General features: G+C 46.0%; 22 protein-coding genes. 20 read left to right on the plus strand and 2 right to left on the minus strand.

The features are described 5' to 3' along the window. The first annotated feature begins 58 nt into the window (after nucleotides 1-58). Nucleotides 59-1366: a DRTGG domain-containing protein gene (locus AB1K83_RS04475; RefSeq protein ID WP_413056950.1), complete on the plus strand. Its 1308-nt coding sequence runs from the start codon at nucleotides 59-61 to the stop codon at nucleotides 1364-1366. 233 nt (nucleotides 1367-1599) lie between these two features. Here the strand turns inward: AB1K83_RS04475 and AB1K83_RS04480 are convergent, their stop codons facing one another. Next, a complete protein-coding gene (locus AB1K83_RS04480) occupies nucleotides 1600-1926 on the minus strand; it encodes a YtpI family protein (RefSeq protein WP_413056951.1) in 327 nt (108 codons plus the stop codon). A 94-nt stretch (nucleotides 1927-2020) separates the two neighbouring features. Here AB1K83_RS04480 and AB1K83_RS04485 point away from each other — a divergent pair, with 94 nt between their 5' ends. The 8 genes from AB1K83_RS04485 (at nucleotide 2021) to AB1K83_RS04520 (ending at nucleotide 11972) form a co-directional block, all read left to right on the plus strand. Beyond that, nucleotides 2021-2956 carry a DHH family phosphoesterase gene (locus tag AB1K83_RS04485; RefSeq protein WP_413056952.1) on the plus strand — a complete coding sequence of 312 codons (936 nt, stop codon included), beginning with the start codon at nucleotides 2021-2023 and terminating at the stop codon, nucleotides 2954-2956. Between the two features lie 12 nt (nucleotides 2957-2968). Next, the gene (locus AB1K83_RS04490) at nucleotides 2969-6046 is read left to right on the plus strand and encodes a DNA polymerase III subunit alpha (protein WP_413056953.1); all 3078 of its coding nucleotides are present in this window, start codon (nucleotides 2969-2971) and stop codon (nucleotides 6044-6046) included. Nucleotides 6047-6182: 136 nt separating this feature from the next. After that, nucleotides 6183-6833, plus strand: coding sequence for a FadR/GntR family transcriptional regulator (locus AB1K83_RS04495; RefSeq protein WP_413056954.1), 651 nt, complete (start codon nucleotides 6183-6185; stop codon nucleotides 6831-6833). Beyond that, nucleotides 6830-7696, plus strand: a complete 867-nt coding sequence (gene accD / locus AB1K83_RS04500; protein ID WP_413056955.1) for an acetyl-CoA carboxylase, carboxyltransferase subunit beta — start codon at nucleotides 6830-6832, stop codon at nucleotides 7694-7696. Before AB1K83_RS04495 ends, accD begins: the two co-directional genes overlap by 4 nt. Next, nucleotides 7693-8646, plus strand: a complete 954-nt coding sequence (locus AB1K83_RS04505; protein ID WP_413056956.1) for an acetyl-CoA carboxylase carboxyltransferase subunit alpha — start codon at nucleotides 7693-7695, stop codon at nucleotides 8644-8646. The genes accD and AB1K83_RS04505 overlap by 4 nt, the downstream gene beginning before the upstream one ends. A gap of 105 nt (nucleotides 8647-8751) precedes the next feature. Continuing rightward, a complete protein-coding gene (gene pfkA, locus AB1K83_RS04510; RefSeq protein WP_413056957.1) occupies nucleotides 8752-9711 on the plus strand; it encodes a 6-phosphofructokinase in 960 nt (319 codons plus the stop codon). Nucleotides 9712-9743: 32 nt separating this feature from the next. Next, nucleotides 9744-11504 (plus strand): pyruvate kinase, encoded by a 1761-nt coding sequence (gene pyk, locus AB1K83_RS04515; protein WP_413056958.1) that lies wholly within the window; start codon nucleotides 9744-9746, stop codon nucleotides 11502-11504. An 84-nt stretch (nucleotides 11505-11588) separates the two neighbouring features. Then, a complete protein-coding gene (locus tag AB1K83_RS04520; RefSeq protein ID WP_413056959.1) occupies nucleotides 11589-11972 on the plus strand; it encodes an FxsA family protein in 384 nt (127 codons plus the stop codon). Here the strand turns inward: AB1K83_RS04520 and AB1K83_RS04525 are convergent. Then, nucleotides 11959-12936, minus strand: coding sequence for an AI-2E family transporter (locus tag AB1K83_RS04525; RefSeq protein ID WP_413056960.1), 978 nt, complete (start codon nucleotides 12934-12936; stop codon nucleotides 11959-11961). The two genes, AB1K83_RS04520 and AB1K83_RS04525, sit on opposite strands and share 14 nt — an antisense overlap. A 185-nt stretch (nucleotides 12937-13121) precedes the next feature. Between AB1K83_RS04525 and citZ the strand changes: the two genes are divergently transcribed. The 11 genes from citZ to coaE all read left to right on the plus strand — a co-directional run bounded on the left by citZ (nucleotide 13122) and on the right by coaE (nucleotide 25860). Continuing rightward, nucleotides 13122-14237 (plus strand): citrate synthase, encoded by a 1116-nt coding sequence (gene citZ, locus AB1K83_RS04530; protein ID WP_413056961.1) that lies wholly within the window; start codon nucleotides 13122-13124, stop codon nucleotides 14235-14237. 72 nt (nucleotides 14238-14309) lie between these two features. Continuing rightward, nucleotides 14310-15569, plus strand: a complete 1260-nt coding sequence (gene icd, locus AB1K83_RS04535; RefSeq protein ID WP_413056962.1) for an NADP-dependent isocitrate dehydrogenase — start codon at nucleotides 14310-14312, stop codon at nucleotides 15567-15569. A 297-nt stretch (nucleotides 15570-15866) separates the two neighbouring features. Beyond that, nucleotides 15867-16805 carry a malate dehydrogenase gene (mdh, locus tag AB1K83_RS04540; RefSeq protein WP_413056963.1) on the plus strand — a complete coding sequence of 313 codons (939 nt, stop codon included), beginning with the start codon at nucleotides 15867-15869 and terminating at the stop codon, nucleotides 16803-16805. A gap of 88 nt (nucleotides 16806-16893) precedes the next feature. Further along, on the plus strand, nucleotides 16894-17370 hold the full coding sequence (locus AB1K83_RS04545) for a MaoC/PaaZ C-terminal domain-containing protein (RefSeq protein WP_413056964.1): 477 nt from the start codon (nucleotides 16894-16896) through the stop codon (nucleotides 17368-17370). Between the two features lie 19 nt (nucleotides 17371-17389). Beyond that, on the plus strand, nucleotides 17390-18103 hold the full coding sequence (locus AB1K83_RS04550; protein ID WP_413056965.1) for a response regulator: 714 nt from the start codon (nucleotides 17390-17392) through the stop codon (nucleotides 18101-18103). After that, nucleotides 18100-19533: a two-component system histidine kinase PnpS gene (pnpS, locus tag AB1K83_RS04555; protein WP_413056966.1), complete on the plus strand. Its 1434-nt coding sequence runs from the start codon at nucleotides 18100-18102 to the stop codon at nucleotides 19531-19533. Before AB1K83_RS04550 ends, pnpS begins: the two co-directional genes overlap by 4 nt. An 87-nt stretch (nucleotides 19534-19620) precedes the next feature. Further along, complete coding sequence (gene hflK / locus AB1K83_RS04560; RefSeq protein WP_413056967.1) at nucleotides 19621-20598, plus strand: FtsH protease activity modulator HflK; 978 nt, start codon at nucleotides 19621-19623, stop codon at nucleotides 20596-20598. Further along, the gene (gene hflC / locus AB1K83_RS04565) at nucleotides 20588-21604 is read left to right on the plus strand and encodes a protease modulator HflC (RefSeq protein WP_413056968.1); all 1017 of its coding nucleotides are present in this window, start codon (nucleotides 20588-20590) and stop codon (nucleotides 21602-21604) included. Before hflK ends, hflC begins: the two co-directional genes overlap by 11 nt. Nucleotides 21605-21736: 132 nt before the next feature. Then, nucleotides 21737-24358 (plus strand): DNA polymerase I, encoded by a 2622-nt coding sequence (polA, locus tag AB1K83_RS04570; protein ID WP_413056969.1) that lies wholly within the window; start codon nucleotides 21737-21739, stop codon nucleotides 24356-24358. Between the two features lie 13 nt (nucleotides 24359-24371). Beyond that, nucleotides 24372-25244 (plus strand): bifunctional DNA-formamidopyrimidine glycosylase/DNA-(apurinic or apyrimidinic site) lyase, encoded by an 873-nt coding sequence (gene mutM, locus AB1K83_RS04575; RefSeq protein ID WP_413056970.1) that lies wholly within the window; start codon nucleotides 24372-24374, stop codon nucleotides 25242-25244. Nucleotides 25245-25263: 19 nt separating this feature from the next. After that, complete coding sequence (coaE, locus tag AB1K83_RS04580; RefSeq protein ID WP_413056971.1) at nucleotides 25264-25860, plus strand: dephospho-CoA kinase; 597 nt, start codon at nucleotides 25264-25266, stop codon at nucleotides 25858-25860. Nucleotides 25861-25888: the final 28 nt, after the last annotated feature.

The raw sequence follows: 25888 nt of genomic DNA on the forward strand, positions 1-25888 counted from the left end.
TTCGTATGTTTTGTGGTAATATGGTCTGTAAGGTCATCATAGGAAAAAGGTGAAGCATATGTCGACAAAACATGAATTAATTTTACGCTATATTGAAGGGCTCGATGTGGGAGAGAAGATATCGGTGCGCCAGATTGCCCGTGCCCTCTCTGTAAGTGAAGGAACTGCTTACCGTGCCATTAAGGAAGCGGAAAACCAAAAGCTCGTCAATACGATTGAACGTGTCGGCACAATCCGTATTGAGAAAAAGAAGAAAGAAAATATCGAACGCCTCACGTATGCCGAAGTACTCAATATTGTCGACGGATTGGTACTCGGTGGGCGTGGAGGTCTACATAAGACGTTGACAAAGTTTGTGATCGGCGCCATGCAGCTGGAAGATATGATGCGCTATATCGATGCCGGCAGCCTGCTGATTGTAGGGAACCGGATCAAGGCCCATGAGACTGCCCTCCATGCCGGGGCGGCCGTCCTCATCACAGGTGGATTCGATGCTTCAGATGAAGCAAAGCGGTTAGCGGATGAATTGGATCTTCCTATCATTTCAACTAGCTATGACACATTTACCGTGGCCACCATGTTGAATCGGGCCATTTATGACCAGTTAATTGAAAAAGAGATTTTGCTAGTGGAAGATATCTTGACTCCTCTATCTGAAACGGTTACTCTCCAAACGAAAGACAAGGTGACTGACTTCCGCGAAGTGAATAATCGGACGTCGCATTCCGGTTATCCAGTCATCGAGAAGAATGGCAAATTGGTCGGCATCATTACTTCCCGGGACGTCATCGGGAAGGACGACGATGAATTTATCGAAAAAGTCATGACACGCCACCCGATTACGGTCACTGGAAAAACAAGCGTTGCCTCTGCTGGGCACAGTATGATTTGGGAAGGTATCGATCTCATGCCGGTCGTCATGGAATCGGGGATCCTTGGGGGGATCATCAGCCGGCAAGACGTCCTAAAAGCATTGCAGATGACACAACGGCAACCACAGCAAGGACAGACGCTGGACGATATCGTCAAAACCCAGATGAAATCAGTATCCGGCGAACCGGACACTGTGGAGTTCACTGTCACCCCGCAGATGACCAACCAGTTCGGATCCTTATCCTATGGGGCGTTGACTACATTAGTCACCGAAGCAGGGAACCGCGCTATCAAGATGCACAAACGGGGAGAGAGTGTCCCTGAAAACATGACACTCTATTTCATCAAACATATCCAGCTTGGCAGCACCGTTTTTGTCGAACCCCGTCTCCTCCACATGAGCCGGCGCTTCGTCAAGGTCGACTTTGACATCCTGGCCGAAGGGGAGCTCGTCGCCAAAGCAATGATCATGTATCAGTTGTTTGAGCGATGATATGTGGGGGCTAAGCGGAATTCTAAAGAACAAAAGCGCAGGGCGCCTGCCTAGAGGCGACAGGCGTAAGGCGAAGATGCGGCGTGGCGTCTTTTGCCACAGAGCAGCTTTGACTTATGACCCCGAGCCTCTGGCGCCCGGAGCCTAGACGGAAACACTCTGGCTTAGTAGATTATCCACAGGCTAAGATTTTATATTTTCCTAAGCAATTAAAAAAACTGATGCTCCGGGCATCAGTTTTCATTCAACGCTGTTTCTTCATCGACAAACGATCTATAATGTTTATACGCTTTATAGTTGAAGACTAGAACATAAGCACCGAATAGGATGAAAATGGCTGCTATGACATACGTTGCTAACCCATCGAATAAAATGATTTGGTTACATCCAAACGATACCAACAATCCGCCGAGGGAAGAACCCGCCATACTTGCATACATTTTTTTCCTTATCGGGAATACTTGTCTCGTTCGGAACTGCCGCGTCTTGAAATAAAAATAAAAGACTCCGGAAGCAATTACAAGAAAGACAAAAATAAAATTTAAATTAGAACCTAACATAAAAGCCCTCCATTACGAACAGAACTTCTTCTATTGTAGCGGCTTTTTGACAGGATTGCGACTGCATCCCATTATTTATCGGAGGAATCGGCCCATGAAAAGACAAATCATCGACACAATTGAAAAATATGAGAAAATCATTATTCTCCGACACGTCCGACCTGACCCGGACGCTTACGGATCGCAGTTTGGATTGAAAGAGTTGATCCAGCATAATTATCCGACCAAGAAGGTGTTGGCAGGTGGAATGCACGAAGAAACACTCAATTTCCTTGCCACCCCGGATCGGGTCGAAAAGTCTGATTACGAAGGGGCCCTTGTCATTGTCACCGATACGGGAAATACGGGTCGCATTGATGGTGAGTACTACCAAGAAGGTGCTCTCCTTATGAAAATCGACCACCATCCGGACGCGGATCCGTATGGGGACATTAAATGGGTCGATACGACTTCGAGCTCCACTTCTGAAATGATTGCCCGGCTATTCAAAGAAGGTCGACAATCATATGGCTGGACGATGAATGATTCGGCAGCCAGATTGTTATTTGCGGGAATCGTAGGCGATACGGGGCGCTTCATGTTTCCGAGCACGACCGAGAAGACTTTCCATATCGCAAGCGAGCTGATCGGATATCATTTTGATCGAACTGCTTTATTTGCGGGAATGTATGAAGTGAGCCGGGAACTGCTACAGCTCAAAGGGTATATTTACCAAAACTTTGAAATGGATGAAAATGGATGCGCCTTTATCAAGTTGAATCAATCCCTATTGAATCAATTTCAAGTAACGGTTTCAGAAACATCACAACTCGTTGGAATATTAGGAGACGTGAAAGGGATTTGTGCCTGGGTCATCTTTATCGAAGAGGATGATCAAATACGGGTCCGTTTCCGGTCAAAGGGTCCCGTCATCAATGAATTGGCTGCCCGTTACGGAGGAGGGGGACATCCGCTCGCTGCCGGTGCGTCCGTTCATTCATGGGATGAGGCAGACGAAGTGATCCGGGATTTACAGGGATTATGTAAATAAGGAGGGGTTTCTTTGCCTTTAGTCTACCCCCAACTCGTCTCAGGCGCGGACCTTCTCCGCGGTATTATAAAGCTTGATCAACTGGCCCCGCTTCTTCAAAGAAGAGGGGCCGCCTCTGTTGGATTGGTTAATTCCAAATTATACGGCGTGCGCTCTTTCTATAAAACGATGATGAAATACGGTATTCATCCGGTGATCGGGTTATCGGTACAGTTGCAAATCAATGAGAAGGAAACAGTCCTGTTGTACGTCTACGCAAAAGACGATCGCGGCTTTCATAACTTAATGAAAATGAGCAGCGCGATTTCGATCCGGGATGATGAAACCTTGCCGTTACAATGGCTGCAAGCTTATCAAGCCGGGTTGGTGATCGTCTGCCCATTGACGGATCGCTCCTGGGATGAAGTTCGGACGGCTCAACAAATTCAAACGCTTGCCGATGGCTGTCAACAAGCTTTACTTCTGATCGGAATCGCCAGGCCCGGTGGTGAAAGACATGTTGCTGAAGCGGATATAGAGTCGATTGCCGAAGAGGTGGGCTTATCTATTGTTGCTTGCCAGGAATCCCGTTATATCGATCCTGACGATGCCTTTGCTTACGAAGCAGCGTCAGCGATCCGGAATGGGTATAAATTGAATGATCCAGCCAGGCCTGAAATGGAGGTCCGGGATGCTTACTTGCCAGAGAAAAAACAGTTTCAGGAATGGTTTGCCGATCGTCGGGAATGGTTGAAAAACTGTGCTGATATGCTCCTTTCCTGCAACGCTGGACTCCCAGCGACGAAAACAATGATGCCTGCTTTCCCCGTTCCGGAAGGTGAAACGGCAGTGACTCTATTGGAGCGAAACTGTTTGGCAGGATTAAAGAGACGGGTGAGCAGAGTGGAACCGTCTTATTTAGATCGGCTACAATATGAGGTGAAAGTGATTCAGGAAATGGGCTATGCCGACTATTTTTTAATCGTGGAAGACTTTATGCGATTCGCCGCAGAGAACCGAATACTGACCGGTCCAGGGAGGGGGTCTTCCGCAGGTTCGTTAGTCGCTTATGCGCTCGGAATTACTGATGTCGATCCGATCCGTTATGGGCTCATCTTCGAACGCTTTTTAAATCCAGGCCGTATTACGATGCCGGATATCGATATTGACTTTGCTGATAACCGACGTTCGGAAGTCCTTGCCTACGTTGCCCGCAAGTATGGTACTTCCCACGTCGCGCAAATTATCACATTCGGCACGCTGTCTTCCAAAGCGGTTGCAAGGGATGTGGCACGGGTATTTGATTTTTCCAATGAGGAAATGTCCTTTTTATCGCGAAATATTTCTGGAGGGACAGGCATGAGCTTGAACGATGCAGTTGCCAAATCCAAGGCCCTTCAAGATTGGATTACGATCGACCCAATTCGCAGCAAATGGCTCGAAGTCGCCTCGATGTTGGAAGGTTTACCAAGGAATGCATCAACGCATGCCGCTGGTGTCATTTTATCGCCGGCTCCACTTGTGGAGAGGGTGCCGCTCCAACAAGGGGGAGACGGTATTTATCTAACTCAATGGGCCATGGGGGATGTGGAAGAGCAAGGTCTCTTGAAAATGGATTTTCTAGGTTTGCGGAATTTGACGCTTCTTGACCGGATTCGCTCGATGATTGCTTTTGATAAAGGGATTCATTTGGTGTTTGACAAGATTCCCTTAAATGATGAAAAGACTTTCGAGCTGTTCAGGTCTGGTGACACGACAGGTATTTTCCAATTTGAATCGGAAGGAATGAGGGATGCGCTGCGTATGATTCAGCCCACCCGCTTTGAAGACTTGTTTGCGGTCAACGCATTATATCGGCCGGGACCGATGGAAAACATCCCTCTTTACAGCCGGAGGAAAAACGGCCAAGAGGGTGTAACTTACATTCATCCGGCTTTGGAGTCGGTATTAAGTGAAACCTATGGCGTCATCGTCTACCAGGAACAGATCATGCAAATCGCTTATCGGGTAGCGGGATACTCCATGGCCGAGGCGGATTTACTGCGACGGGCGATCAGCAAGAAGAATAGGGTGGTCCTGCAGGAAGAGCGTGGCCGTTTTGTTGAACGTGCCCTGGAGAAGGGGTTTCCCGAAGAAGCCGGCCAGGCCGTTTACGATCTTATTGTCAAGTTCGCCGATTATGGTTTCCCGAAAAGCCATGCTGTCGCCTATTCTCTCATTTCCTATCGCTTGGCCTTTTTAAAGGCGAATGAGTCGGCATATTTTTATGCAGCTTTGCTTTCTTCCGTGACAGGAAATGCAGAAAAAACGATGGAATTGATGCGTGAGGCCGAAGTAAAGGGGATCACCATCCTGCCTCCTTCGGTTCTGCACAGCCAATACCGGCATACGGTGGAACAGGGGCGTATCCGAGTAGGGCTTTGCGCGGTGAAGGGAGTGACTCCTTCATTTTACAAGTTGTTTCACGAGGCACGGAAATCTTCTGATCGATGGAGTTCGATGTTTGACATGGCTGCCGCTCTTGGAAGTGATCTGTTTAAAGAAAAAACGATTACACCGCTAATTAAAGCCGGTGCACTGGATGAGTTTAATCAACCGCGTGCCGTCCTGTTAGCATCCATTGACGCTGCTATTTCACATGCTCTTTTTATTAGACCGGATGACGAAGATGACTTCCTGAGCTCCATCATGACGTCAATAGCGAGTCCGAAATATTCCCCAGGCGGCACGATGCCACGCATGTTGATGCTAGAGTATGAGCGAGAAGTGCTCGGTTTTTATCTATCCGAGCACCCAGCATTGGAAGCAAAGAGAACGACGGATCAAAAATGGAAGGATATTTTATCAATCCATCAGATGGCCAATAAAACAAGCGTATCGATTATCGGCTTGTTGGCCAATATCAAACGAATCCGTACAAAAAAAGGGGAAGCGATGGCTTTCCTCGAGATACAAGACGAAACAGGCGTCATTTCCTGCACTTTATTCCCACAACAATATGCTGATTTTAATGCGCTTCTTCATGAAATGACATTAGTGTATGCGGATGGGAATGTAGAGTGGCGTAATGGAAAACCGCAAATCATTATCCGGCAAATGAATAGATGCTGAAAGGACTATCCGAAAATGGATGGTCCTTTTTTCGTTAGGAATTCATGTTTTGCTTTACGTACCAACCGGTTTTCTGTATGCTAGAGAAATAAGTGGTCAGACCACTGAATGATCATGGATTATAAGGGGCAGTTGGATGCAAAATTCAAAACCATCTTCCAAAATGTTTCTCGATATTGTGGGCAAACTAAAAACACTAATTAATGAAGAGGGCATTAAAACAGGTGGGAAACTGCCATCGGAACGAGAGCTCGCCGAAAGACTCCACGCTGGCCGTTCAACCGTTCGGGAAGCGCTACGTAGCTTGGAGCTCCTGGGCCTGATTGAAACCAGGCGGGGGGAAGGCACGTTTTTGGCAGATTTTAAAAAGCACCAACTGGTTGAAGTGCTAGCGGCTTTCATTATGCAGCAACCCGGTTCGCTTCATGATGTCAAGAAAACGAGAAGAATTCATGAGGTAGCCGCCATATCAGCAGTTTGTAAGATGGAAAAATTACGGAAGATGCCTGTGTGGGAAGGGTTGCTTCTCAAAATTGCTGAGGATGGAGAAGTGCTGCGGGAAGATGTTGTCCGCGAAATTATCGTAGCAGCAGGCAACCGGTTATCACTAAAAATCTGGTTTTTACTACAACAATACAGTTTGGCGCCCTTCGGGGAAATGACCAATTTCCATGAAAATGAAATTCTCGGAGAGATGTTGAGAAACTTGCAAAAAGGACTTGAAGTAGAAACGCTAGAAGCTTATGAAAAGTGGATTGAACTAATTGAGGGGGATACTAAAGTATGATTCGTGAAATATTTACGAAAAACAAGAAGAAGCGTGCAATGACGATACCATCCCGCGATGCGAAGAACGATGTTCCGGAAGGCCTTATGATGAAGTGTCCGGATTGCAAACGTATTATCCTGACGAAAGATCTGATGAAGTCCTTGAAAGTATGCGCAAACTGCGATCATCATTTTACCATGACTGCGCAGGAACGGGTGGAAAGCCTATTGGATGAAGGGACTTTCCAGTCAATGGATAATCATCTGAAAACGAAGAATCCGCTTCATTTTCCTGCCTATACGGGGAAGGTCGAGTCGGATGCAAAGAAGACTGGTTTGAACGAGGCTGTATTGACAGGAATCGGAGAAGTGGAAGGACAACAGGTTGCTGTTGCCATCATGGACTCCCATTTTCGTATGGGTTCCATGGGCTCTGTTGTCGGTGAAAAAATTACGAGAGCGGTCGAAAAAGCGACCGAACTGGGCATCCCGATGATTATTTTTTCAGCAAGCGGCGGTGCACGGATGCAAGAGGGGGTACTCTCGCTTATGCAAATGGCCAAGACGAGCGTGGCGCTCAACCGTCATTCCGAACGTGGGCTACTCTATATATCTGTCATGACGTATCCGACAACGGGAGGCGTATCGGCAAGTTTCGCATCTGTTGGTGATATCAACATAGCCGAACCGAAGGCGCTAATCGGATTTGCAGGTAGACGTGTCATTGAACAAACGGTCCGGGAAAAACTGCCGGAAAACTTTCAGACGGCAGAGTTCCTTCTTGATCATGGTCAGATTGATGCCGTCATCCATCGGTCCGATTTAAAGGATTCCATCGCTAAAATGGTACGTCTTCATGTACAGGGGGGAGTGGCACAATGAGTAAAACGATGACATTTGAAGAACCTATTGTGACATTGCGTGAAAAGATTATAGAGCTAGAGGAGTTCACATTAACGAATGAAGTCGACCTGTCGGAAGAAATCACGACGTTAAAAAATCGGTTGAAAAATTTGGAATCCGAGGTTTATGGCAATATGGAACCGTGGGATCGTGTCCAAGTGGCAAGACACCCTGAACGTCCGACCAGCTTGGATTATATCCAAGAGTTATTTGAGGATTTTATTTTGCTTCATGGAGATCGTACGTTTGGTGACGATGCTGCGATAGTTGGCGGCATCGCAGCTTTTGGAACGACTCCGATTACGGTAATTGGCCATCAACGGGGCAAAGATACTAAGGAAAATGTAAAGCGCAATTTCGGGATGCCGCATCCGGAAGGCTATCGGAAAGCGTTACGTTTGATGAAACAAGCAGAAAAGTTCAATCGGCCCATCATTTGCTTTATTGACACAAAAGGTGCTTATCCCGGAAAAGCGGCGGAAGAGCGCGGCCAAAGTGAAGCGATTGCCCGAAATTTGGTGGAAATGGCGGGTTTGACAGTGCCGGTCATCTCGATTGTAATAGGGGAAGGCGGTAGCGGGGGGGCGCTCGCACTAGGCGTTGCCAATCATATCCACATGCTGGAGCATTCGACGTATTCGGTCATCTCGCCTGAAGGGGCAGCTTCTATTTTATGGAAAGATGCTTCGCTTGCTAAACAGGCTGCCGAAGCGATGAAAATTACCGCGCCTGACCTGAAGGAAATGGAAATCATTGATGAAATCATCCCGGAAGTGCTGGGGGGAGCCCATCGCGATGTAAAACAACAAGCAAGCCATATTGGCGATACCATCCGCAAATCCTTGGAAACGCTAGGGAAGATGGATAAAGCCAAACTGGTCGCGGATCGATATGAAAAGTTCCGTAAAATAGGTGTTTTTACCGAATAGGGAGAAGATGCGGGTGGGGAAGGGCTCTCCACCCCGCATCTTTTCGTATTTCACCCAATGTTTAAAAGGCTTAACACAATATTACATATTTGAGGTGACAAACATATGAGGAAGATTGCTGTATTGACGAGCGGCGGGGACGCACCGGGGATGAATGCAGCGGTGCGGGCCGTTGTGCGGAAAGCAATTTTCGAAGGGTTGGAAGTTGCCGGAGTTTTGAATGGCTATCAAGGGTTGATTGAAGGGAAAATTGAACTTCTTCAATTAGGTTCGGTCGGGGATATTATCCAGCGTGGAGGCACCATGCTCCGCTCGGCGCGTTGTCCTGAATTTAAAACAGCAGAAGGTCGGGAAAAGGCAAGGCGTCAATTGAAGCTGAACGGCATTGAAGGGCTTGTGGTAATCGGTGGAGATGGATCTTTTAGGGGGGCCTTGGAACTCTCAGCGCTTGGAATGCCATGCGTTTGCGTACCGGCTACAATAGATAACGACATCGTAGGGACTCAATTCACTATCGGCTTTGATACCGCATTGAATACGATCATTGATGCGATTGATAAAATTAGGGATACTGCCACTTCGCATGAACGAACATTTATCGTCGAAGTGATGGGCCGGGATGCGGGGGACCTCGCCTTATGGGCAGGTTTGGCAGGCGGAGCGGAAACGATACTTGTTCCGGAAGAGAGTTTTCAACTGACTGACATCATTGAGCGGTTGAAGAGTGGAAGCGGACGAGGAAAGAAGCATAGTATCATTATCGTGGCCGAAGGCGTCATGAAAGCGGAGGAACTGGCCATCCAATTAAAAAACGAAGCGGACATCGATACGCGCGTCTCCGTCTTGGGCCATATTCAAAGGGGCGGTTCGCCGTCCGGCCAAGATCGTGTCCTCGCCAGCCAATTCGGGGCGAGAGCCGTTGAAGTATTAAAAGAAGGCCGGGGAGGGATTGCAATTGGCATGCGAAATCGCCAAGTGGTAGACTATGAATTGAAAGAAGTCTTCGACAAAAAAGGCGACCCGCCAATGGAAATGATCCAATTATCGAAGGAATTATCCATCTAGTAAATGATTACTGTAAAGAAGAGGCGATATTGATGAGGAAGACGAAAATTGTTTGCACCATCGGACCGGCGAGTGAGTCACCGGAAATACTGGAGAAACTCATTGATGCAGGAATGAACGTAGCCCGCTTGAACTTTTCTCATGGCAACCATGCAGAGCATAAAGTACGCATCCAGAATATTAGAGAGGCAGCCCGCCGAAAAGGGAAGATTATCGGTATTTTACTCGATACGAAAGGGCCGGAAATTCGGACGCACACGATGGAAAATGGCCTTGTCGATCTGGTCGCAGGTAAGGAAATCTCCATATCAATGAAAGAGGTTGTCGGCAATAACGAAGTCTTTTCCATAACGTATGACAAACTGATTGAGGATGTCGACAAAGGATCGCTTATTCTATTGGATGATGGTTTGGTGCAATTGAAAGTGATCGATAAAGATGTAGAGCAAGGTTTGATCCGAACAGCTATCATCAATTCTGGCGAGCTGAAGAATAACAAAGGGGTCAATGTTCCAGGAGTGTCTGTCCAACTGCCTGGTATTACGGAAAAAGATGCAGAAGACATCTTGTTTGGAATTCAGGCAGGCGTTGATTTCATTGCCGCCTCTTTCGTAAGGCGAGCTTCCGACGTGATGGAAATTCGGGCATTATTGGAACAGAATGGTGGTTCGCATATCCAGATTGTCCCTAAAATTGAAAACCAGGAAGGTGTCGATAACCTGGATGAAATCATTAGCCTTTCAGATGGATTGATGGTTGCCCGTGGCGACTTAGGGGTTGAAATACCGGCGGAGGAAGTGCCGCTCGTTCAAAAGCAAATGATCGAGAAATGCAATCAAGCTGGAAAACCTGTCATCACTGCGACGCAAATGCTAGACTCGATGCAACGGAACCCACGCCCGACACGTGCCGAAGCGAGTGATGTGGCGAACGCCATTTTGGATGGTTCCGATGCGATCATGTTATCCGGTGAAACGGCGGCCGGCCTATATCCGGTGGAATCCGTCATGACAATGGACCGGATTGCCAGGACAGCCGAAAATGCAGTCAATTACCGATCGGTTGTTTCTACTCGAAGAAGAGAAATGCATGGCAATATGACAGAAGCGATCGGACAAGCGGCCGCTTATACGGCGATCAACTTGAAGGTGAAGGCAGTATTGGCTCCTACCGAAAGTGGGAATACAGCTAAAATGATCGCAAAATACCGTCCAGGCTGCCCGGTCATTGCAGTAACGTCTTCCGAAAATTGCGCCAAGAAATTGACGCTTGTGTGGGGAGTCTATCCGATTGTCGGTGGCAGATCGTCTTCAATCGATGAAATATTGGAAGAATCCGTAGAAGAAAGCGTAAAACACCAATATGTCAGTCATGGCGATGTTGTGATTATTACCGCAGGCGTTCCTGTAGGGGAAGCGGGATCCACAAACTTAATGAAAATCCATATTATCGGTGACATGCTAGCTAAAGGTCAAGGGATTGGCAGGACGGTGGCCTACGGAAAGGTCGTTGTGGCAAAAAATGCCGAAGAAGCGTTAGCGTATGATACAGAAGGCGCCATACTCGTAACAGTTGCAACCGACAGGGAAATGATGCCGGCGATCGAGAAATGCGCCGGTCTGATTACGGAAGAAGGCGGTTTGACCAGCCATGGCGCCGTCGTTGGCCTCAGCCTCGGCATTCCGGTCATCGTTGGCGTCGAAAACGCAACAAGCGTCATTCGCCATGGTTATGACGTGACTATGGACGCGGAGACGGGTGTCATTTATAATGGTCACGCAAGTGTTCTGTAATCTGCACCAACAAACTTGTACTTGTAATGATTCTATGGCTGTTCCCATGTAATTGGGAACAGCCTTTTTAGGAAGGTGTTCGAAATGAAATGGCTCGTCCTGGCATTTATTGTGGTGCCGACCGCTGAGTTGGCTTTATTAATGTATTCCGGAAAAACATTAGGGTTGTTCCCGACCATTGCGATTATTTTAATCACAGGGATCGGTGGAGCTGCTTTAGCGAAAAAGCAAGGGATGAAAGCTTGGACGGATTTGAACAGAAGGATGGCTTCCATGGAAACCCCTGGTAATGCCTTGATTGATAGTATTTGTATTTTCATCGGGGGGATCTTGCTTCTGATGCCCGGCTTCATTACAGATCTGGTCGGTTTTCTGTTGTTGTTTCATGGCCCCCGAAAATTGATCCGTCCTTTTATTCATAAGTGGATTTATAAGAAGATGAATAACGGTACGATCAGGATGCTGTAAATAACGGGTGACTTTTCACTTTGATGGCGGCAAATAGGAAAAACGGCGTGAGCAGGATTCCGGGTAGCCCGAAAAGATAAAAAGCGGAAATCGTAATAAAAAAAGCATGGACCGGTTTTACATTAAAAGTGGAAGCCCACATATACGATTCTGCCATTTGCCGTGTCGTCATCGTAAACAAGTATAGAAGGATTAAAGCTATCCCGATATAAAGTTCTCCGGAGTATAAGAAAAAAGCGGACATCGGTAATAAGAAGATGCCGATGCCTAGAAAAGGTAAGCTGTCGACCAAAGAAATGAGAAAGGCATTGCCTACAGGTGATTCGAAGTGGAGAAAGAAAAATCCAATTGTAATTGTAATGAATGTAATAAAAAACAGGCGTGCTTCGACAAAAACAAAAGTGCCGATCAACTTCCCGCCTTCTTCAAACAGGTCTTTCGCTTTCTTCCGTGCGCGGGCAGGAAAATAGGTCAAGAACCAAAAACGGTCTTTACCAGATTCCCGTAAAGCGAAAAAATAGGCGACCAAGAAAATGAAAATACTGAGCAAATGTTGAAAAAGGGTCCTCGTTGTCGTAAGGACATACTCCAATATCGCATGTCCATATTCTACTACTTTTGTTTCAAGGAAATAGAATAGCTTTCCTGTAATATCGGTGTTCTGGGTATACGGTGCGATGTGCCGTTCGATGGTTGGAATGGTTTCAAGCAAGCCATGGATGGCCATGTACATGAATCCCGCAATCAAGCCAAGCATGCTGGTCATGATGAACAACGTAGAAATGGTAAGGGGAAGTTTTGTGAAAGATCGGACACCCATCACCATTGGAGCAGTAAAATAGGCAAGGATGACGGCAATTGCTGCTGGTGGGACCGTAAAGAGAATGATTCCCGTCAAAGCGACGGGAAGCCAGTTTACTAAATTCTTCTGGAATACTCGTTGTTTCTCGTGCTTCAGTGGCATATTTCCCCTCCTCGAACAGAATAGAAAAACAAAAACATGCGTTTCCATTCACAAAACCGTCGAAATTGATTATAATAGGTTTTGTAAGCGTTTTTAATTAGCTGGAATTATGAAAAGATTGAGCCGTCAATCGGTCATATGGCTTGAAGGGACGATGGACGGCTACAAGAGAAGGAGCGATTTATATGACAACAACCAAAGGGTTGGAGGGAGTCGTAGCGACACAGTCCGCCATCAGTTCCATCATTGATGACACACTTACATATGTCGGCTATGACATTGACGATTTAGCTAACAATGCTAGCTTTGAAGAGGTTATCTACCTTCTGTGGCATCAACGTCTACCAAAAACGGACGAGCTTGCAGAATTAAAGCAGCAACTTGCAGACAATATGGCAGTACCTCAAGGCGTACTTGACCAATTCAAAATGTTTCCGATAGACCAAGTTCATCCGATGTCTGCGCTTCGCACAGCAGTATCATCCCTTGGACTATATGATGAAAAAGCAGAAGATATGTCCGAAGAGGCTAACTACGAAAAAGCAATTAAACTTCAAGCGAAAGTCGCAACTATCGTAACTGCATTCTCCCGGATCCGCAAAGGTTTAGAGCCTATCGCACCAAAACCTGAACTGGGTTATGCAGCTAACTTTTTATACATGCTCAATGGGGACGAGCCGGAGGAAATCGCTATCGAAGCATTCGACAAAGCGCTTGTTCTTCATGCAGACCATGAATTGAACGCATCAACTTTCACTGCACGTGTTTGTGTAGCGACACTTTCAGATATCTATTCCGGAGTGACAGCTGCTATCGGAGCTCTAAAAGGGCCTTTGCACGGAGGAGCTAACGAACAAGTGATGAAGATGCTCATGGAAATCGGGGAAGAGGAAAAAGTTGAATCCTATATCCGTGAAAAACTGGATAATAAAGAAAAAATCATGGGCTTCGGCCACCGTGTATACCGCAATGGAGACCCACGTGCAAAACATCTTCGCGAAATGTCTAAGCGCCTTACAGCATTGCGTGGTGAAGAGAAGTGGTACAATATGTCTACTAAAATCGAAGGTATCGTAACAGGCGAAAAGAAATTGCCACCAAACGTTGATTTCTATTCGGCTTCTGTCTATCATTCCCTTGGCATCGACCACGATTTATTCACACCAATTTTCGCTGTCTCCCGGTTCTCCGGATGGATTGCACATATACTTGAACAATATTCCAACAACCGGTTGATTCGCCCACGTGCAGACTATGTGGGGCCAGGAATGCAAAAATATGTACCAATCGACCAACGTTGAGTATGATTAGTAAAGAGGGGCGGCATACTTGTATGTCTGCCCTATGATTTTGAAAGTAGGAGGAATTTTTCAATGGCAAAAATTACAGTAACAGATGGTGTACTAAACGTTCCGGATCACGCAACAATCCCTTTTATTATTGGTGATGGGACTGGCCCGGACATTTGGCATGCCGCTTCACGCGTACTAGAGGCGGCGGTTGAAAAAGCCTATAACGGAGAAAAGAAAATTATTTGGAAGGAAGTCCTTGCAGGTGAAAAAGCATTCAACGAAACAGGCAATTGGCTTCCAGATGAAACGCTAGAAACAATTAAAGAATACTTGATTGCTATCAAAGGACCTCTTACGACTCCTATCGGCGGCGGTTTCCGTTCGTTGAACGTTGCGTTACGTCAAGAACTTGACCTTTATACTTGCTTGCGTCCTGTGCGTTACTTTGAAGGGGTTCCTTCCCCAGTTAAACGTCCAGAAGACTGTGATATGGTCATCTTCCGTGAAAATACAGAAGATATTTATGCAGGTATCGAATATCAAGAAGGCTCTGAAGAAGTTCAGAAGCTGATTTCTTTCTTACAAAACGAAATGGGTGTCAACAAGATCCGCTTCCCTGAAACTTCAGGAATCGGTATCAAGCCAGTTTCTGCAGAAGGTACAAAACGTCTAGTTCGCGGTGCACTTAACTACATCATTAAAGAAGGCCGTAAATCATTGACCCTCGTACACAAAGGGAACATCATGAAATTTACGGAAGGCGCTTTTGCTAACTGGGGTTACGAAGTAGCTGAAGAAGAATTCGGCGACAAAGTATTCACTTGGAGACAATACGATAAAATCAAAGAAGCAGAAGGCACAGATGCTGCAAACAAAGCACAATCTGATGCTGAAGCAGCTGGCAAAATTATCGTGAAAGACGCGATAGCGGATATCTTCCTACAACAAATCTTGACTCGTCCAAAAGAGTTTGACGTTGTTGCTACAATGAACTTGAATGGAGACTATGTCTCCGATGCACTTGCTGCACAAGTCGGCGGCATCGGTATCGCTCCGGGAGCAAACATCAACTACCTGACAGGCCACGCAATTTTCGAAGCAACACACGGTACAGCTCCGAAATATGCAGGACTTGACAAAGTAAATCCTTCCTCTGTCATCCTTTCCGGTGTCATGATGCTTGAGCACCTAGGATGGAACGAAGCGGCAAGCATGATCACTGCTTCCATCGAGAAAACGATTGCGTCCAAAGTTGTAACGTATGACTTCGCTCGTCTAATGGAAGGTGCAACAGAAGTGAAAACTTCCGAGTTTGCAGATGAACTGATTAAAAATCTATAATTAAATATTATGACTTAAAATCAACAAAATAGGTTATACCGTAGGCAAAGCGATCTGTTAGTTCATGGATGAATGCTGAAAGGTATCTAAACTCAGCAGGGGTTCAGAATGGACAAGAGAATGGTGAAATACCACTCTCCGCTTTCTGGAATTCCCTGCTGTTTTTAATATAACCACCGGCGGATGGATCCAACATTTGGTTTCAATTGGCCGAGGTCTAATTGATTTGTGTCAACTAGGCAACGGAATACTGTCTTCCGTGTACTTGGTTGACCCATATAAAAAGGAGAGTATCTCATGGCAATGAAACGTAAAAAAGTCTCAGTTATCGGTTCAGGTTTTACCGGAGCTACCACTGCATTTCTCCTAGCTCAAAAAGAGCTTTGTGATGTGGTGCTAGTTGATATCCCTGCTATGGAAAATCCGACGAAAGGGAAAGCCCTTGATATGCTGGAAGCAAGTCCAGTACAAGGATTTGACGCGAATATCATCGGAACTTCCAACTATGAGGATACAACAGACTCAGATCTCGTTATCATTACAGCAGGTATGGCACGTAAACCAGGTATGAGCCGTGATGACCTTGTTCAAACGAACCAAAAAATCATGAAATCCGTAACTGGTGAAATCGTCAAATATTCTCCAAATACAACCATCCTTGTGTTGACAAACCCAGTTGATGCAATGACCTATACCGTATACAAAGAGTCCGGGTTCCCGAAAGAGCGCGTTATCGGGCAATCAGGCGTTTTGGATACCGCACGCTTCCGTACATTCGTAGCACAAGAATTGAATCTTTCGGTTAAAGACATAACTGGATTCGTTCTTGGTGGCCATGGAGATGACATGGTTCCCCTTATACGTTACTCCTATGCGGGTGGCATTCCATTGGAAACATTGATTCCAGCAGAGCGTCTCGAAGAAATCGTGGAACGTACACGAAAAGGCGGTGCGGAAATTGTCAACCTTCTAGGTAACGGTTCTGCTTACTATGCACCTGCCGCTGCGCTAGTGGAAATGGCGGAAGCCATCTTGAAAGACCAAAAACGAGTCATCCCTTCCATCGCTTATCTTGAAGGCGAATACGGAATGGACGGTATTTACCTAGGTGTTCCGACAGTTCTTGGTGCTGACGGCATCGAAAAGGTCATCGAACTGGAATTGACAGAGGATGAAAAAGAGGCTCTTCAAAAATCTGCCGATTCTGTAAGAGCTGTAATGAACGTCCTAGCATAAAGCATGACCAATCGAGTAGCCAAAGCTACTCGATTTTTATTTTGATTATTGATACACTTGATTCAATACAATCAGAGGGGGCAATGAGTTGATATTAGGGAAGAAACGGCGTATTGGTAGAAAAATTGAAGATATCTCCGTCGGTGAAAAGTTGAAGCTGACTGAAAAAATCGAAGATAAAGATTTACTTCTCTATCTGGGCTTAACCAATGACAGCAATCCGCTCTATATTCAACATGATTTCGCTTCGCAAACTATTTATGAAAAACCGATTGTGCCGACCGTCATGTTGATCGGCATTGTGACATCTGCCATTTCAAAATATTTACCGGGACCGGGTTCCCATATCGTAGAACAAGATTTGAGCTTCCCAAAACCGGTCTATCATTATACAACGATTGATTTCTTGCTTGAGGTCACCCAAGTCAATATGGAAGAAAATAAAATTGTGATCTCCATTCAAGCTGATAATGAAGAGGGTGAGTGTGTCATATCTGGAGTTGTGGGAGTTATTCCACCTACATTGGAAGAAAGATTGATATCACAAACCATTGAAAACATATGACAGGAGTGCGGTTTAAGGGATGGATGCTACGAACAAGAGAATTTTAATTGTGGATGATGAACAACCGATCCGCACCTTGCTGGAATACAATCTGAAACAATCCAACTACAACACCATTTTGGCTGCCGACGGGGAAGAGGCGATCTTCAAGGTCACAGAAGAAAAGCCGGATCTGATCCTCCTCGATGTCATGCTCCCGAAAATGGATGGGATGGAAGTATGTAAGACATTGAGGAAAAAGGGAATCGAGACGCCGATTATCATGTTGACTGCTAAAGGGGACGAGTTGGACAAAGTACTTGGCCTTGAAATCGGGGCAGATGATTATATGACCAAACCTTTTAGCCCAAGGGAAGTAATCGCTCGAATTAAGGCTGTCTTAAGACGCATTCAGACGGGAGCGGAAACGGCGGAAGAAGAGAATGTCTTAAGCTCCGGTGCACTGTCCGTTCATCCTCAGCAATACGTAGCTTATTTACATGATAAAGAGTTGGATTTCACTCCAAAAGAATTCGAACTACTAGTCTATTTCCTCCAAAATAAAAATAATGTGCTCTCACGCGATCAGTTATTAAGCGCTGTTTGGAATTATGATTTTGTGGGGGACACTCGCATTGTGGATGTGCATGTTAGTCATTTACGGGAGAAGATAGAAGAGGATACGAAAAAACCTGTTTTTATTAAGACAGTAAGAGGGATCGGTTATAAATTCGAGGAGTCGAAAGGAAAATGAAGGACCTTTATTCACGTCTAGTCCTTGCTTGTGCGACTCTTCTCTCCGTCCTGCTAACTGGTCTCGGAATTGTCCTGGGCCAGTTTTTTGCATTATTCGGAGAGGGTTATAGCGATTTGCAGTGGAAATATTGGATTTTTCTTCTCGTTGTATTAATAACAGCTTTTTTCATTTCGCTATTCATGGCGTCTAAAATGATGCGGCAATATGCCGGGCCGGTCGACCAAATTACGAAGACTGCCCAACAGATTGCCCGGGGGGACTATTTGGCCCGCACGAGTATCGAAGACTTGGCAGGAGGAGGTCCGTCACACCATGAACTGGTGGTGGCCATTCATCAAATTGCACGTAACTTACAAGAGATGTCGATGGCCAGGACTATGGAAAAAGAACGTTTAAAGACATTGATCGAAAGCATGGGCAGTGGTTTGCTTATGTTTGGAAGAGAAGGGGCGGTCAACCTTTCTAATCGAGCTTTTGAGCAAGCATTCGGATTCCAGAAGGATGAACTGCTTGGTAAAACATTTAAAAATATTGGTTTACCTCATGACATCGAGAGCCTGATAGAAGATGTCTTCATGACGGAGCAAGCCCAACAGAAACAGGTTCGAATTGAGGGCAACGGCAGTATCTCGCATATGGGCGTATATGGAGCACCAGTGATCGGAATTCACGGGAATTGGTTAGGAATCATAGTTGTCATGCATAATATTACCGAATTGGTCCGCTTGGAAGAAGTGAGGAAAGACTTTGTTGCGAATGTATCGCATGAACTTCGAACACCCATCACTTCCATAAAGGGGTTCACCGAAACATTATTGGACGGCGCCATGATGGATCCTGTTGTCATGAAAGAGTTCCTCGAAATTATCCAAAAGGAAAGTGACCGTCTGTATCTCCTCATCAATGATTTGCTGGAACTATCGGGAATGGAGAGGGAAGGGTTTTCACTCAACATCCAGGCTGTCTCGTTAAAAGATATTATTGAGGACGCATATAAAGTAGTAAGTCCTACCTTAGTTAGAAAAAATATGTCTTTGCATTTAGATGTCCCGCCAAACTTAACTCTAGAGGCGGATGCGGATCGTCTCGTCCAAGTCATGGTGAATTTATTGTCTAACGCTATTACTTATTCCAAAGAATCCACGACCATCCGTGTACAGGCGGCAAAGCTTCGAGAAGAAGTCTTGATCGACGTACAGGATGAAGGGATTGGTATTCCTTCAACGAAATTGCCCCGCTTATTTGAGCGATTTTATCGGGTGGATCGTGCAAGGAGCAGGGATTCAGGCGGAACTGGCCTTGGCCTTGCTATTGTGAAGCATTTGGTTGAAATTCACGGGGGAACAGTGGATGTAGAAAGCGAAGTTGGAAGAGGAACGACCTTCCATATTCGAATTCCGATATCCCACCCTAAGAGGCGGTCCTAGAGTAGGGCCGCTATTTTCCTTTTATATGAAACTTTCAATCGTTAACTTCCGTATAAGGTAGTAATACATATGCAAGGGGGATTTCTTATGAGTACACGTCGAATATTCATGACGTTCGGTATGGCGGTGGTCGGCCTCATTTTGCTCATCATCGCGTTTACCACGTGGTATACCGTAGATGAATCCGAACAGGCAGTTGTTATTACATTCGGGAAAGCGGACACGACTATTACAGATTCCGGTCTACATTTTAAGCTGCCTTGGCCGATTCAGCGGGCCGAAGTTCTGTCCAAGGAGACCTATAGTCTTCAATTTGGATATAAACAAGATCCGAGCGGAGAACTTGTTTCTTTCGATAAAGAAACAAAGATGATTACTGGGGATGAATATATCGTATTGGCTGATCTGGTCGTGCAATGGAAAATCACAGAGCCACAGAAGTATTTATTCAACGCGGAAAATCCGATGGAAATCCTGGAAGATGCGACCTCTGCCTCCATCCGTTCTGTTATCGGTAGCTCTACGATCGATTCTGCGTTGACGGATGGTAAAGCGGAAATTGAAGCTAATACACGTGAGTTGCTAGCGTCCCTTATGGAGAAATATGATATTGGCATCGCCGTACAAGGCGTGAAATTGCAAGATGTAGAACTGCCAAATGCGGAAGTTCGGGCTGCTTTCACGGCGGTTACCGATGCGCGGGAAACGAAAGAAACCAAGACGAATGAAGCAGAGAAATATAACAACCAGAAAACAAATGAGGCGATCGGAGAGCGGGATGCTATAAAATCCCGAGCGCTCGGACAAAAAACGGCGCGGATTGAGCAAGCGCGTGGGGATGTGGCCCTTTTCAATAATCTGTATGCGGAGTATGCCAAAAATAAAGCCATCACACGCCAACGCCTCGTTATCGAAACATTGGAGCAAGTCTTGCCGAAAGCGAAAATTTACATTATGAATGATAGCGGTGAAACGGTGAAATATTTACCATTGCAGCAACTTGAAAATCAAGCTGTTCCACCGGCAGAAGCCAAACAGGAAGGAGGCGGCACGAATGGCCAATGACAACAATAATAATCCTTTCAAAAGCATAGAAGAGAAGTTCAAGGAACGCCAGCGGCAACAGCAGAAGAAGCGAATGAAAGCTGATTCACCTGAAGTTTCTGTCACTCCGAAAGCGCCGATTGATATGAAAAAATATGCGAAATTAGCGATATTCCTGACAGCATTGTTCGCGGTTGTAGTCATCTTGATTGCCAATGTGTATGTTGTCAAACAGGATGAATACCGGGTTGTCCGGCAATTCGGTGAAATTATGCGAATTGACAAAGAACCCGGGATCAAAATGAAAATTCCTTTCATCCAAAATGTGACGACTCTTCCTAAAAGTCAAATGACCTATAACGTTTCGGAAGAAGAGATTAATACGCGGGATAAGAAACGGATCATCATCGATAACTATGCCGTTTGGCGAATTACAGACCCAGGTAAAATGATTGCCAACGCACGGAATATCGTCAATGCTACAATGCGTATGGAGGAATTTATCTATTCCGTTGTCCGGACAGAGCTCGGACAATTGGATTATGTCGATGTCGTCAATGATGAAAACTCCTCACGAGGCAGTTTGAATGATCGAGTGACAGAGAGGGTCAATGAATATTTAAATGAAGGAAATTTTGGAATTGAAGTTGTAGATGTCCGGATGAAACGGATTGACTTGCCGGAGGAGAATGAGCAGTCGATTTATACGCGGATGATTTCCGAACGCCAATCCACCGCACAGAAATACCTTTCTGAAGGGGATGCCGATAAACGTCGCATTGAAGCGGAAACTGATCGGGAAGTGCAGGAAATGCTTGCGAAAGCGAAGAAAGAAGCGGCGTTGATCCATGCTGAAGGGGAATCGGAAGCTGCCAAAATCTATAATGATGCTTTCTCGAAAGATGCCGAATTCTATAATCTCTATCGTACACTGCAATCGTATTCCAAAACGATTGGCGATGATACGATGATCATCATCCCGGCAGATTCACCATATGCCAAAGTGTTGTCCGGGTATATGCAGTAAGCGTGGCTACGTCATTTTCATTTCATCTGCCGGACATGGTAAGATGGATGGAGATGACGTTTTTAACTTATTTCAGCAAAATTACTTTTACGCTAAGGCGTAATGATTGATTGAAAAGGGAGTGGCCCATTTATGACGAATAAAAAAATTGTGTTGCTTGACGGAAACAGTCTTGCTTATCGGGCGTTTTTCGCCTTGCCTTTATTGACCAATGATACAGGAATCCATACGAACGCCGTGTACGGATTTACGATGATGCTGCAAAATATCCTTGCTGACGAGAAGCCGACCCATATGCTCGTCGCCTGGGACGCTGGTAAAACGACGTTTCGGCATTCGACCTTCAGTGAATACAAAGGGGGCCGTCAAAAGACGCCGCCGGAGCTTTCCGAGCAGTTCCCCTATTTGCGCAAACTGTTGGAAGCCTATAATATACCGCAATACGAGCTGGACAATTACGAAGCGGATGACATCATCGGGACGTTGAGTAAAACGGATGATCCCGATGCCGAAGTGATTGTCATATCGGGGGATAAGGACTTGACACAGCTGACCAACGATCGGACAACGGTCTTCATTACCCGAAAAGGGATGACAGATATCGAAAAGTACACACCGGAGCATGTCATGGAGAAATACGGCATCGAGCCGCATCAGATTATTGACATGAAGGGACTAATGGGGGATGCTTCCGATAATATCCCTGGAGTGCCTGGCGTAGGGGAGAAAACAGCGTTGAAACTACTGAAAGAATACGGTTCTGTGGAAAAGCTCTATGAATCGATCGATCAGATCACTGCCAAGAAATTGAAGGAAAATTTGACGGAAAATGAAGCGCAAGCCTTCATGAGTAAAGAGCTTGCCACGATAGAGACAGCTGCCCCGATTACAGTTGACATCAACGATATAACGTATACCGGTCCCGATATGGATGAAGTGACGACCCTTTACCGTGAGCTTCAATTCAAGTCTCTTCTTGAAAAGATGGATGTACAAGAAGCCGATGAACCGGTGGCATCTATTGATGTAACGGTCGTTACGGAAGTCAAGGAAGTTGAGCTGGCAGATGAAATGGCTGTCCACTTGGAAATGATAGAGGAAAACTATTTAAATGCGGAAATTTTTGGGGTTGCATTGACGGACGGAAAAAAGACATGGTACATCCCCTTTGAAATAGCTCATAGTTCTGCCGTATTGAAAGCTTGGCTGGAAGACCCTGCCAAGAAAAAATACACCACCGATTCCAAAGCAACTTACGCATCGCTTGCTAATCACGGAATGGCTATTCAAGGGATCGATTTTGACCTTCTTCTTGCCACGTATATCGTCAACCCATCCACGACTTATACGGATGTTGCCTCGGTCGCGAGAGAGTTCCGCTACTCCGACGTCCAGCCCGATGAAGCGGTCTATGGAAAAGGTGCCAGGAAAACAAAGCCCGAAGAGCAAGTGATTGCTGAGCATGCAGCTCGAAAAGCGAAAGCGGTTTGGGATCTTCACCCGACGGTCGAACAAAAATTGAAGGATAATGGCCAATTCGATTTGTACCATGAATTGGAGCTTCCGCTCGCACTGATTCTGGGGAAGATGGAATCGACGGGTGTAAAGGTGGACCGGGAGATTCTATTGTCCATCGGGAAAGAATTGTCCTTGAAGCTAGTCGATCTGGAAAAAATGATTTATGAAATAGCAGGTGAAAAGTTCAATATCAATTCGCCAAAACAGTTAGGTGTCATTTTATTTGAAAAGTTGGGGCTCCCACCTATCAAAAAGACGAAAACCGGTTATTCCACGGCTGCCGATGTACTTGAAAAACTCGAGAGCCAACATGAAATCATCGGCTACATTTTGGATTACCGACAGCTTGGGAAATTAAACTCAACCTATATTGAAGGTTTGACGAGAGAAATCCATGAAGACGGAAAAATCCATACACGTTTCCAGCAGGCTCTCACCACGACGGGGCGTCTTAGCTCCATCAACCCTAATTTGCAGAACATCCCGATCCGGTTGGAGGAAGGAAGGAAAATCCGGGCAGCGTTTGTTCCGTCCGAACCGGGCTGGTATATGTTCGCAGCAGATTATTCCCAAATCGAGCTTCGTGTGTTGGCGCATATGTCCCAGGACGAGAAACTGATCGAAGCATTCCGTTCCGATGCCGACATCCATACGAAAACGGCAATGGACGTCTTTGGGGTAGCACCGGAAGAAGTAACTTCCGACATGCGCCGAGCCGCAAAAGCGGTCAACTTTGGCATCGTCTATGGGATTAGCGATTATGGTTTATCGCAAAGCCTGAATATCACGAGGAAAGAAGCGGGGAACTTTATCGATACGTATTTAGCGAGTTTTCCTGGTGTTAAACAGTATATGGATACTAGTGTGCAGGATGCGAAGAAACAAGGGTATGTCAGCACGTTGATGAATCGTCGTCGCTATTTGCCGGAAATCACGAGCTCCAATTTCAATTTACGAAGTTTTGCGGAACGGACTGCGATGAATACGCCGATTCAAGGAAGTGCGGCGGATATTATTAAAAAAGCAATGATCGATATGGATGCGCGATTGAAGGCGGAAGGATTAAAAACACGTATGCTCCTGCAAGTGCATGATGAGCTGATTTTCGAAGCACCTGAAGAAGAAATTGAGAAATTGAAAGTGATCGTACCGGAAGTGATGGAATCGGCAATCAAACTTGATGTGCCATTAAAGGTGGATTGGGCGTTCGGTTTGTCCTGGTACGAGACAAAGTGACGGAGGGGAAACGATGCCTGAATTACCGGAAGTTGAAGGGGTGGTCCGCGGACTCGCCCCTGCTGCAATAGGAAGGAAAATCCAACAGGTAACTGTATCGGAGACTGTTATCCAATCCAAACTACTTGGCAAAGAAGCCATTATCAAAGGTGTCCCAACGGAAGAGTTCGTAGAACAGTTGGTGGATATGACTATCATGGATGTCACGAGAAGAAGCAAATATATTTATTTCCAACTTGAAAAGGATGGCAGATCCTGCCTGTTGGTGAGCCATCTTGGCATGACCGGAGCCTGGTTTGCGGTCAGCGGGCTGGAAGAGATCGGGGAGCCGAAATTCCGCAATCATGTCCATGCCATTTTTACAATGACGGATGGAGATCTGCTTGTCTATTCGGATATCCGCCGATTTGGGGAGTTACGCTTACTCGACTGCGAAGCAGATCACCCGCCGTTGCTGAAAATGGCCCCCGAGCCGTTTGACTCGACAGCCTGTGATCATTTTCTAGCAATGGCCGAGTTGCCGAAATATGCCCGCAAACCGATTAAAGAAGTGATTATGGACGGTCAAGTCATTTCAGGTTGCGGGAATATCTATGCTACGGAAGCGTTGTTTCGGATGAAAATCCATCCGGGACGGAAAACCGAACGGATCAGCATGAAGCGTAAACGGGAACTGTTCGCCGAGATTGTCCATATTCTCCAAGAAAGCATAGAGGCGGGCGGCAGCTCGATTTCCGACTATCGGAACATCAATGGGCAAGCCGGCTCCATGCAGGACCGCCTGAAAATGTATGGCCGGAAAGTATGCCCAACATGTGGTGAAGTGACAAGAAGCATGAAAATAGCTGGCCGGACATCTGTTTATTGTCCAGCTTGCCAGAAATGAAGTTCTAGGAGGGCAAGGCATGATTATCGGTTTGACCGGAAGTATTGCGAGCGGTAAAAGCACGGTTGCGACCATGCTGAAACAGAAAGGCTTCCCGATTGTGGATGCAGATGAGATTGCCCGTCTTGTTGTAGAGCCGGGGAGTGAAGTGATGGAGGAGATTGAACGGCAATTCGGGCGTTCGGTCCTCCATGCCGATGGGTCGCTGAACCGGGAAAAAATGGGGGAGCAGGTATTCGGCAATGAGGAAGCCAGGAAGAAACTGAATGGAATCATCCACCCGGCTATTCGAAAAGAGATGCAAAGGCAAAAAGATGAATGGCTCGCAAAGGGGGCCAATACGGTCATTTTGGATATACCGCTACTTTTTGAAAGCAAGCTTCAGTCTTATGTTGATAAAATCCTAGTTGTCTCTGTAACACCGGACATCCAGAAAGCGCGATTGATGGAAAGGAACTCATTATCCGAGCAAGAAGCGGAAGCCCGTATCCAGTCCCAGTTGCCGATCGTGGAAAAAGAGCAAGGAGCGGACGCCGTTCTTCACAATAATGGGACGAAGGAAGAAACGGAAAGGCAATTGGATGAAGTCTTAAAAAAATGGGAAGCAACCCCATGACCTATTCTGAATATTAGAATATAACTAT

Source organism: Sporosarcina sp. 179-K 3D1 HS (assembly GCF_047228905.1).
Lineage (GTDB): Bacteria > Bacillota > Bacilli > Bacillales_A > Planococcaceae > Sporosarcina.